The organism is Microcoleus sp. B13-B6, assembly GCF_036705405.1.
In the GTDB taxonomy this organism is placed as follows: domain Bacteria; phylum Cyanobacteriota; class Cyanobacteriia; order Cyanobacteriales; family Microcoleaceae; genus Microcoleus.
The window spans coordinates 1-10029 of record NZ_JAUBUJ010000170.1 but is presented as its reverse complement, the minus strand read 5'-3'; the positions used below and the strand labels follow the sequence as shown (position 1 = coordinate 10029).

Here is a 10029-nt window from a genome sequence, read left to right as displayed (position 1 = left end):
TGCACCCTTACTACTTTTTTGGTCGGAAAACCCATACACTGTTTACTTTTCTCACTGATTCAGCAAGCCCTATCTAACTGATTGCTATCCATTTCTGTCTTAGCAAAAGATACTGATGGCAATTATTGTTCATATTTGCCATGTAGATGAAATGAACTTGAGTCGAGGTGAGATGTGTCGGTTTTTATCTCGAATTTTTGTAAGGATTCAGGTCACTGAACTCCTTGCTGGGCAAAGACTTTAGATATGGAGCTTGATACTAAATCAATCTATATTCTCAATAAGCCACGAAAAACTGTCATTTCTCCTCGTTTATTGACAATAAACCACGAAAGACAAAAACCCTTATTTTGCCCTAAAACCCTTGCCAGACAAGCGTTGGAGCCGCAAGTTTTTAGACCTGAATCCTTACGAATTTTTGAGCGGCTGACAGGGCAATGGTTGTAAATATTTCTGTAATTACGGCTATTTATAATTTATCTAATACTCTTCCTAAGCGGTCATCATTTAAATGTGATGCTTGAATCCCTGCTCCAAGTAAATGTTCTGTTGCTTTCCCTTCAAAAAATTTAGAAAATAAGTATAATGGGGCGGAAACCATCCCTAATCCATTGATGATCATGGCTTTAACTACCAGGCCGGGACTGACTATCTCACCCGGTTGTTCGCCTACTAATTCATTGATTTTTTCAACAATTCCTATTTCATCAACTAGACCGGCTATCAAGCCCAGATGATCTAGGTTTTCTACTTTTATCTGGGATGCTTTCTGCATGGGCTGCTGAATCCTGATTTAAGCGTTTATCGCGATTGCTAGTTTACACTGTTTTTGGTGATTATTGGCTATGGTTGCGAGCGCAATTAACGCATTTTCGTCATCAATCAGGTTACGAATACGCCCTAAACTTCGTTTTCTACCGCTCGCCCTTTTAACTCGTATCAGATTTAACTCATGCCTTCACTTCTCTTGTCAGGAATTTTCAGCCCTCATGATTGGAGTTTGACCAAAATTATTGAGTATTTTTACTCACCATTGTCTCGGGTGATTCACTTTTACCCCCTCAATCCGACTATGTGCCAGTTTGGGGTGCGGAATGTGGGTTGGTGAGTGCAGTGACGATCGCGATTTAATAGCTGTTTAGTCTAAACTCCAGTAACTTGTCACAAATGCCCCTGGGCCTCTATTCCAAAAACCGAATAACAAAATCCCCGACTTCTTAAAAAAGTCGGGGATTTAACAGCGATCGCATTTTAGGTTAGGCGTTTCGCCTGTTTCTATGCCAAAACAGGCACGGGCTGCGGCCAACGTCCCATGACTTTACCAATCACCGCCAATTCTTCCATCAACTTGTCGAACTGATCCGGTGTTAAAGATTGCGGCCCGTCAGACAAAGCTTTTTTCGGATTCGGGTGCACTTCAATCATCAGCGAATCTGTACCAGAGGCGATCGAAGCAAACGCCATTGACGGTACAAACTGCGCCCAACCGGTGCCGTGACTAGGGTCAACCATAATCGGTAAGTGAGTCAGAGTCCGCAATACTGGTACTGCCGACAAATCGAGGGTATTGCGTGTATATTGCCTGTCATACCCGCGAATTCCGCGCTCGCACAAAATCACGTTCGGATTGCCAGAAGCCATGATATACTCAGCAGCCATCAACCATTCTTCAATGGTGGCGGAGATGCCGCGCTTCAGCAAAATTGGTTTGTCTTGAGCTCCGACTTTCTTCAACAGTGAGAAATTCTGCATATTTCTCGCCCCGACTTGGATCACGTCGGCTACTTCTGCGATCGCACTTAAGTCCGCCGCATCCATAACTTCGGTGATAATTCCCAAACCGCTAGCTTCCCGCGCCGCAGCTAGCAATCCCAAAGCACTCTCGCCGTGGCCTTGGAAAGCATAGGGGGAAGTTCTCGGTTTGTACGCGCCACCACGGAGAAAATGAGCTCCAGCAGCTTTGACGCGCATTGCCGTTTCGACAATCATTTCTTCGTTTTCGACCGAGCAAGGGCCTGCTACGATCGCGATCGGGTGGTGCAGGCCAATCATCACAGGCCCTAAAGGAGTAGCAACTTCTACTGTGCTGGCTTCTCCTTGGCGGTACTCCAGAGAAGCGCGTTTGTAGGGTTTTTCGACGCGCAGCACTTCTTCAATCCAGGTGCTCATTTCGCGCAGTTGCATCGGTTCGAGCTCGGCGGTGTCGCCTACCAAACCCATGACAACTTTGTAACGGCCGACGATTTTTTCTGGTATCAAACCCCAGTTAGTGCGGAGGTCTTCGTCTAGTCGATCGATCTCGGCTTCTGGAGTGCCGGCTTTCATTACAATAATCATATTTTTTTTGCCTTTTCTGTTGGGCTAGAAACGAATTATGACACGGATGAACTGAGAAAAATAGATGCAATGGCGATCGAATGATATCAGGACACGGCAGTAGCCATTGGTGTCAACTTAAGCTTTTAGTCCGCCAAGTTCTCTCGCTTACCCGCCAAGTCCGCCAGGGGTTAAAACCCCTGTCTCAAAGCTAAAGTCCTCGCTATGAGGACTGAGAAGAAAACTTTTTAAATTCATTAGTCCTATGCAAGAGGACTTTCGCTTTGAGACAGGGAATTCATTCCCTGTCGGACTATCGGACTATCGGTTTAATGTTAAGTTGTCACTAATAACTAATAACTAATAACTAATGACTAACTTTTTGGCTTGGCGGCGCGCCACGCTTCTCGCATCCGTCCAAAATTGGTATTAAATTCTTCCCACCCCAGAGTGCTTCCTGAAATTTCTTCATCCCAGGAAGCTGAGAGGACTCCGTAGCTTAATCCCAGAACGCCTAGACCAAAACAGCCCATGCTTACCAGCAATACTGCTGTGTTGGGCAGATCGAACAAGCCTTTGCTGACTACCAAATAGCTGACAAAAAATGTGCAAATTCCCAGGATTGTCGGTATGCCGCAGAATACCGCTATGCGAGATATCATGCGTTGGCTGACTACTTCTGGGATGGATTGCGACTGTTTTCCGGTTTTGTTAGCTTTCGGCTGCTTGTCGGCAGAATCCGACTCTAAGGCTAGGCTTGCTTGGGGTTCTGGGGGCTTTTTAGGCGTTTTTTTACGATTTGTTGCCGGTTCAAAGGGCAAGCGCTTGCGGGGTGGTTCGGAGGACATATTTTATCTCTAACCTGAAATCTCGAACATTTTTCAATAAGTCTTGGTGTTTGTCCAAGATTAAAGAATATTGTCGCAAATTTTGGCTTTGGTGTTTAGCCGCGAATGCCTAGACGGGCAATCAATGCTTTGTAGCGATCGACATTTTCCCTTTGGATGTATGCCAGCAGGCGCTTGCGGCGGCTGATCATCATCATCAAACCGCGCCGGGAGGCGAAGTCTTTTTGGTTGATTTTCAGGTGGGCGCTGAGTTTTGTGATGCGATCGGTCAGCATGGCGACTTGGACATCTGCTGAGCCTGTATCGGTTTCATGGGTTTGGAAGTCGCCCATGATTTCTTGTTTGCGCTGTTGTGTAAGAGCCATGAATTGATTTTAGTTTTTTTTGTACGATTGTCACAATCTGCAATTGTACCACAGGGAATGGACAAGGTTGCAGCGTGCGGGATGAAATTTTTGCTGCAAGAGTTCGCATGGCGAGTTTTAATCCCCTTGCGGGGAAAAGTGAATTGCGACATTGAAACCAGCGAGCGCCAACAGTACCACATTCTTTAGTGCCAGCAACGGCACGCACTCTCTCTGTCTGGCCCCCGCAAACAACCCCGAGATTTGCGATGACCCCTTTAATAATGTCGAAAGCTATTTCTATAATGGTTGGTGGATAAAGGCCCAGTGCCCTGCATAAATGCTTTTTATGGCACCCACCAAACGTAATAAAATTCGGGCCACTGTGGTGGGTGGGCGCTGGCGCGATCGACACAGCAAACACACCATAAGAAAAACCCCGGAACACAATGGCAAAGCCACCCGGTCTAAAGACCTTCCCCAAGTTACTGTCTCAAACAGAGGTAGACCTCATTGTGGCAAATGACGAGTACACCAAGAACCCAGGCGATGTACTCTTTCGCTACTACGGAGACTTCGGACACAACACCCCCGAACCAACCACACCCCCAAAGGCCGACGCGCCCATCCGTCGCGGAGCCCCCGGCAAAGAGACCCCACCACCCAGCCCCTGGATGCTCGCTTGGGGGAAGACCTTACAAGACCGTGGGTTCTTCGATGAGATGCCCAATCAATACCGCGTCACGGATTGGTTCGGCAGCCTCTCGGCCCAGTTCAAATGGCACATCGACAACCACCGACACGGAGAGAGAATCCTCGCCATCAGCCTCTCCAACAACCGCGTCATTGGCTTTCGCAAAGATGCCAATAGCCCCGTCTTTGAACTCGAACAACATGCAGGCGACGCCTATTTAATCGCTGGTCCAATCCGCTGGAGTTGGCAACACTGCGTGCTGCCAAGAGGCAAAGACAAGAGCGGAGGGAGAAGTTTTGTGGTGAGCTTTAAGCGCCCCGCGCAATAATCAGCCACGCCCCCTTCCTTCACTTCAATTAAAGAGTTTCAATCCCCTTGCGGGGAAAAGTGAATTCCGACTAGATGTAAGTCAGAGACTACTTGTATTTTCATGTTTCAATCCCCTTCCGGGGAAAAGTGAATTGCGACATAGTTAGTCCGTTTTTAAAATTCAATTATTTAAAAAGAGTTTTAATGCCCTTGCGGGGAAAAGTGAATTGCGACTTGCGATCGGCTCAAAGTCTCGTATACATCAACAGAAGCTTGTTTCAAGTAGGGAAACGGCATTGCCGTGTCCAGAGTTGCTATCGGCTCAAATAGGCGATCGCCTCACGTATCCAATCATCCGCATCACCTTTGGCGGCCAAAGTGCTGTCTTGACTGAGGGTTTGCAGCGCTTGCAAGACTTCAGCCGCAGTGTATCCCATCGCCAGCAGGATCATCTCGACTTCTTCTTGAATAGCTGGGGGGACTCCGGCGGCGACTGAAGTTGTCAAACCTGCTTGCTGTCGCCATTCCGAGAGTTTGCTTTTGAGTTCCAGGGCGAGACGTTCTGCCGTTTTTGTACCCACGCCTGGGGTTTTGGCGAGGATGCGGGTGTTACCGCCGACGATCGCCTGGACTAAATCTTGCAATCCTAAAGTATCGAGAAGTGCGATCGCCAGTTGAGCTCCCACACCGCTAACACTCGTCAACTGCCGAAACAAATCGCGTTCTGCCGCGCTGCCAAAACCGTACAATACGATTTGGTCTTCCTTAACTTGCTGGTGAGTAAAAATTTGGGCGACTTCGCCGGATGCTGGCAATTGACCGGTCACGCGGGGCAAAATTTGGATTTCATAGCCGATTTGATTGACTTCCAGAGTCAATATGACGCGGTTGCTGCCTTTGGCGATATCGGCTACTGTGCCTTTGAGATAGCTAATCATAGAGTTTATAATACACCGCTATTCGTTTTCGTCAAACTCGGCGATGATGCTGCGGATTTCGTTGAGACTGATATCTGTTCGATCTGACATCTTGCACCATTCTCAATTAGCCTTTTAGGAACAGGCAAGATGCCTGTTCCACAAGAAAATCTACTCTTTGTGGAACGGGCATCTTGCCCGTTCTTGAGAATGGTGCAAGATGTGAGTTCGATCGGATTTTGAGTAAATGGTTAACAAAAGTACGATCGACGGTGATTCTACTTGATAAATCATGCGATCCTCTAAAATCTAAAATCTAAAATCTAAAATCTAAAATCGATCGATGCCCTCCCACATTTGAGAAAGAGGTATTCGCTGTCGGGTTTTAGCTTCCTGGAATGCCCTTCTGAGACTGGCTTTTACTTCTTCAACTGGAGTATCGTCGGGGTCGTCTTCATCTTCATCTGTAGGTTCGGGAAGAAGAACGATGATTCGCACGCGGCCGGGAGTTTCTGCGGTTAAAGGTCGATCGAGAATTAATTGACCTTTTTCGTCGATCGTTCCTGTGACTTCAAAGGCTTTCATTGGTTTCTCCTGGATTTTTTTCAATTAATACTATTATATAACCCTGTTCTAGTTCGACCGATTTTCTTATTCTCAAGTCAAAATAAGATGCTCTTTAACCAAAGACAAATCCGTCTTACCAAAATTCACAACCAAAGCCACATTGAAATTTTCCAAGGATTTAACAAACCACATAATTTCATTAGAAGCTTTACCTTCATAGTGATTAAACAAAATAGAAAATCGCTTTTCCAACTCAGGTTTAACTTTTGCCGAAAGCAGTACAAGTTTCAGCAGTAAACCCATTGTCCTGCTGGCGCCGAGGTTGTACACCAAGTCGTAAAAAACGTAGTGGCTGGGATGTTGGGAATTTTCCACTACTAAGAAGTTGAACAACTGGTGGCAAGTCCGAACTAACAATATATTATTGAATTTCACCGAGTCATTTTCTGGCAATGTATTTTTGATGTGCTTGTACAAGCGGTCATTAAATTGACGCCCGCCGTATTCTGGTTCTACCGACGATATTAAATATTCATATAAATCCACTTTAAATGAAGCGTAAGATGGAGTTTGTCGGGAATCTCTTAGGAAAAATTGAGCCGCTTCTTTGTAGCTGCGATCGCCTGCTACTTTTCCCGCAAATTCCCTGACCGCTAAGTGCAGTTCTGCATCGTTCAAAAGTGTGGGATTAGCCGCCCGCTGCACAATTCCTATTTCTGTATTTCTCGGCTCAACCATATAATTCAAATATTTAGACAAATGTGTTTCAAATTGTCGCTGTCTTTGAAATGCCAGTTTTTTGATGGTTTGTTGGTCTTCCTCAATGCTGTCCTTGCTCAGTAGAGAATAGCCGTACAAATAAGGATACCGACAGATCAATTCGCCCAAAGGAGAATCTGTATCTTGTTTCTGCTGTTCCGCCTCTCTATCTAAGGCTTTTACTAAGCGCTCTATGGTCTGGAATTCGTCACTTTTAGTAAATAAATTTATTTGTTCTTGCAAGCGCTTGACTATGTAAAATTCCATCCCGAATCGGGGAGAAGTCTGCTTAAATAAAGCTACCAACTTGGCAATCGCGAATTGGTTTTGGGAATTCAATTGCCAGCGGTTGATCGGGATGTAGCAGCAGCGGTGGAGGAGATATTTAAAGTCCTGATCAGATCGCTTGACGGAGACTATACTGTACAAACTTGCTTCAATCTCTCGATCGGGATAGCCCATGCCGTCGATAAATAGCTTTCGGAACCGCTCGATCACCTGTGCGGGGGATTCTGTTTCCACGCAGGAGACGATGTGATCGTACAATCTCTGTTCGTTGCTGCCAATTGGAACACTGTCTGAGGGCGGGGTGAGGATGCTGCTGTCTGCTTCTGTGTCTACGCTGCTGTCTGCAACTTGTGCGACAACGACTGTCGGTTTTTCCCCAAAAGTTCGATCGGGATTCAAGAACCAATAGTGTTCTTGGCTTAATTGTTTGTCCGCAGCCCAATCCAAAGCTGACTGCAAACTTTCCCCTGTCAATAACAGCGATTCATCTTCGCGGTCTGAAGCCAGCCATGCTGCTAGCGCCAAGCGGTACGGAGCCAATTTTCCCAGCTCTTTTTCCACCCAAAATTGATTAAAAACTGACTGATAAATTAGGTTTGCAACTATTAATTTACCGTGAGATTTAACAACCAGTCCTGACAGTTGCAATTCGATTTTTTCGGGAGAGTAATCTGCTGGTACTCCCTGCGATTCCCCGGATTTTGTTGCCTGGGGCGGTTGCAAAGCTTGCTGGTACAGCGTTAACAGCCGCGTGAGGTCGCAGTGGTTATGGAAAATGCGATCGCGTATTGCGGTCAAATGTTGGGGTTCGTCTTCTTCTTCCCAATTTTTAATAATTCTGTGTTTGACCAGTTTTTCAACCTGCTTAGCTTCGGAATTTCTGCCAATAAAAGGCCCGTATTCAAGTACCAATTGGCAAAGTTTTTGAGTTAGAAACGGTTGGCCACCCGTCCAAGCTAATATTTCTTGGAGCACTTTTTGGGGGCGAAAAGCTTTCAGGGCTAATCCTTTTGCTAGCGGCAAACTTTCGTGCAGTTGGAATCGACTTAAATGAATCTGCCGTCCAATATTAAAAGGGTTGCATCTTGGATCTCGGATCAATTCTGAGGGGGCTGCTACTCCCATAACAGCAAAAGTCAGGCGATCGTATTCCGGTTGCTCTGCCCGCTTGGAGTAACAAGCCCGGATCAAAGCAAAAAAATCGCTGGTACTGAAATTTAGGCTGCTGATGCTTTCAATGTCATCTAGGAAAATTACCAGATTTTGCTGAAGTGACTTGAGCAAAACTTTTTCGATAAATATCTCCAATCGCTGCACAGGCGACAGCAGTTCGCGATCGTTCCACCACTTGATGGCATCAAACCTGTTTGTGATGTGTAAACTGCTTGCCATGCGGTACATGATTCCGCCATACCACTTTTGGGGGGAGATATCTGGGCTGCTGATGCTTCTCAAGTTGATGGCTGCAAAAACTGTACCTTCGGCGTGCAACCTTTTGGCCGTTTGCACTAGCAGGCTGGATTTTCCCATTTGTGGCGCACTCAGCACGTAACAGAAGTCTCCGGCTTTGAGTCCTGCGTAGAGTTCGCTGTCGGCCGATCGCCGGACATAGGTGGGCGCACCGGCAGGCAAATATCCTCCGACTTGATATTGGTACGTTGAGTGGACTTCTGCTGTCATCTGGGAATTCATCAAGATTTTACGCCCCTCTGCTGTGCGATCGAAAGGTTCCGAATTGGAGTTATTGCCCGCTTACTATGGTGGGAAACTTTTGTTCCTCTTTCTCTATTGTCTACTAGCTCAGCTTTCTCCTTATCAATCTTTACCGTATCTTTGCAAGTGTTCCCCCCAAATCCTGCGATCGGCCCAATCGTACCCCGCCACTTGATTTTTTACACTCGTTCACATAATTAGATGAATTTTCACTCGATCGAGTGAGAAAACGCTAAAACGCCCTTTTTTTCACATTTTTTTACAATAATACTTTAAATTTCACCCGGTGGTATGATGTTGGCAGGGAAACTCATAACCACAGCCCCGTCAACCTTCTGCCTTCTGATCCGCCTGCCGGAGGCCGGAGAAAAAGGCGCTCGCAATGGCTGCCAATAAAAAACCCCAGCGTTTGGCTGAGGACTGCTTGAGTGGGAGATATCGTTAATCTGCGTTTTTTTAGTTGACTTAGATTGCATGGAATTCCATGCTGCTGACATTCCCCGGGCTTTCGCGTTCGGGGATTCCTAAGAACAAACTTTTCAGGATGCATCCACAAAAAGTTTAATTCTTAAAGGCTTTGTCAGTACCAGGCTAACCACTCACTCAACTATAAAAGTTAAGTCGGTGGCTAATTGTAGAAGATGCGCCCTGATGGCTTAACTACCCGATGGATTAGCACCCTGATGGCATAACTCCCTGATGGATCGACGCCCTGATGGCTTTCGCTCCACTACCCAAAAAAATCAGGTTGGTGGATGATCGTGGACGTTAGTAACACGTCACTTCCGGCGTTTCCGATCGCAAGCGGGTGTGCCTGTCTGAATTGATTATGGCAGGCAGATTTATCAGAAGACAAGTGGGTTATTGCATCAACCCATTTCTGATATATCGGGTTAGCCAAGAAGTGCCAATCTACGCAAATCAGGGTCATCGAACATGAAAAACAGCATCTTAGTATTAGGGGTAATTGCCTCGGCTGGCTTCGGCTTTTTCCAGGCAGGCAGCGCCAGCGCTTCGGCGCTCGCTCCACAACCTTCATCAGCCAGGAGTTTGACGGCTTGGGAGAGTCGTCCCGACTTTAACTACACTGGAACGAATGAGGATGGGGAGCAAGAAGAGGTAAAAACCGGTAAAGGCTAGGAAATAATTGGCGCTGATACTTTTAATTCAGACAATCCCCGACAATCGGCGAAAATATTCAGATAGCACACTCATCAGATACGTCTGAGAGTATGGTGGTATCCCACAAAGCTTTAAGGAAAATCCCTAAAGCG

General features: G+C 46.4%; 9 protein-coding genes and 1 pseudogene. 2 read left to right on the top strand and 8 right to left on the bottom strand.

The window, feature by feature from the left end; genetic code table 11:
- Nucleotides 1-472 precede the first annotated feature (472 nt).
- The 4 genes and pseudogenes from QUB35_RS37190 to rpsO form a co-directional block, all read right to left on the bottom strand.
- Nucleotides 473-775, bottom strand: a pseudogene (locus QUB35_RS37190) (DUF4277 domain-containing protein); the annotation flags it as partial.
- A gap of 500 nt (nucleotides 776-1275) precedes the next feature.
- Complete coding sequence (gene aroF, locus QUB35_RS37185) at nucleotides 1276-2337, bottom strand: 3-deoxy-7-phosphoheptulonate synthase (protein ID WP_333147824.1); 1062 nt, start codon at nucleotides 2335-2337, stop codon at nucleotides 1276-1278.
- Nucleotides 2338-2690: 353 nt separating this feature from the next.
- Nucleotides 2691-3164 (bottom strand): PAM68 family protein, encoded by a 474-nt coding sequence (locus tag QUB35_RS37180; protein ID WP_333147822.1) that lies wholly within the window; start codon nucleotides 3162-3164, stop codon nucleotides 2691-2693.
- Between the two features lie 95 nt (nucleotides 3165-3259).
- Nucleotides 3260-3529, bottom strand: a complete 270-nt coding sequence (gene rpsO, locus QUB35_RS37175; protein ID WP_190661928.1) for a 30S ribosomal protein S15 — start codon at nucleotides 3527-3529, stop codon at nucleotides 3260-3262.
- 428 nt (nucleotides 3530-3957) lie between these two features.
- Here rpsO and QUB35_RS37170 point away from each other — a divergent pair, with 428 nt between their 5' ends.
- On the top strand, nucleotides 3958-4530 hold the full coding sequence (locus QUB35_RS37170) for a hypothetical protein (RefSeq protein WP_333147820.1): 573 nt from the start codon (nucleotides 3958-3960) through the stop codon (nucleotides 4528-4530).
- A 295-nt stretch (nucleotides 4531-4825) separates the two neighbouring features.
- Here QUB35_RS37170 and ruvA read toward each other — a convergent pair whose 3' ends face one another.
- The 4 genes from ruvA to QUB35_RS37150 form a co-directional block, all read right to left on the bottom strand.
- Nucleotides 4826-5449, bottom strand: a complete 624-nt coding sequence (gene ruvA / locus QUB35_RS37165) for a Holliday junction branch migration protein RuvA (protein WP_333147818.1) — start codon at nucleotides 5447-5449, stop codon at nucleotides 4826-4828.
- Nucleotides 5450-5454: 5 nt separating this feature from the next.
- Nucleotides 5455-5577 (bottom strand): hypothetical protein, encoded by a 123-nt coding sequence (locus tag QUB35_RS37160; protein ID WP_333147816.1) that lies wholly within the window; start codon nucleotides 5575-5577, stop codon nucleotides 5455-5457.
- 181 nt (nucleotides 5578-5758) lie between these two features.
- Nucleotides 5759-6013 carry a type II toxin-antitoxin system RelN family antitoxin gene (locus QUB35_RS37155; protein WP_333147814.1) on the bottom strand — a complete coding sequence of 85 codons (255 nt, stop codon included), beginning with the start codon at nucleotides 6011-6013 and terminating at the stop codon, nucleotides 5759-5761.
- A 72-nt stretch (nucleotides 6014-6085) separates the two neighbouring features.
- Entirely contained in the window at nucleotides 6086-8722 is a 2637-nt protein-coding gene (locus QUB35_RS37150) for an AAA-like domain-containing protein (RefSeq protein WP_333147812.1), read from the bottom strand.
- 969 nt (nucleotides 8723-9691) lie between these two features.
- Between QUB35_RS37150 and QUB35_RS37145 the strand changes: the two genes are divergently transcribed.
- Nucleotides 9692-9895, top strand: a complete 204-nt coding sequence (locus QUB35_RS37145) for a hypothetical protein (RefSeq protein WP_333147810.1) — start codon at nucleotides 9692-9694, stop codon at nucleotides 9893-9895.
- Nucleotides 9896-10029 lie beyond the last annotated feature (134 nt).

Bases quoted from the DNA above. Each gene is read 5' to 3' on its own strand.
- QUB35_RS37180 (WP_333147822.1), bottom strand. From the start codon at position 3,164: ATGTCCTCCGAACCACCCCGCAAGCGCTTGCCCTTTGAACCGGCAACA.
- aroF (WP_333147824.1), bottom strand. From the start codon at position 2,337: ATGATTATTGTAATGAAAGCCGGCACTCCAGAAGCCGAGATCGATCGA.
- ruvA (WP_333147818.1), bottom strand. From the start codon at position 5,449: ATGATTAGCTATCTCAAAGGCACAGTAGCCGATATCGCCAAAGGCAGC.
- QUB35_RS37170 (WP_333147820.1), top strand. From the start codon at position 3,958: ATGGCAAAGCCACCCGGTCTAAAGACCTTCCCCAAGTTACTGTCTCAA.
- QUB35_RS37150 (WP_333147812.1), bottom strand. From the start codon at position 8,722: ATGACAGCAGAAGTCCACTCAACGTACCAATATCAAGTCGGAGGATAT.
- QUB35_RS37145 (WP_333147810.1), top strand. From the start codon at position 9,692: ATGAAAAACAGCATCTTAGTATTAGGGGTAATTGCCTCGGCTGGCTTC.
- QUB35_RS37155 (WP_333147814.1), bottom strand. From the start codon at position 6,013: ATGAAAGCCTTTGAAGTCACAGGAACGATCGACGAAAAAGGTCAATTA.
- rpsO (WP_190661928.1), bottom strand. From the start codon at position 3,529: ATGGCTCTTACACAACAGCGCAAACAAGAAATCATGGGCGACTTCCAA.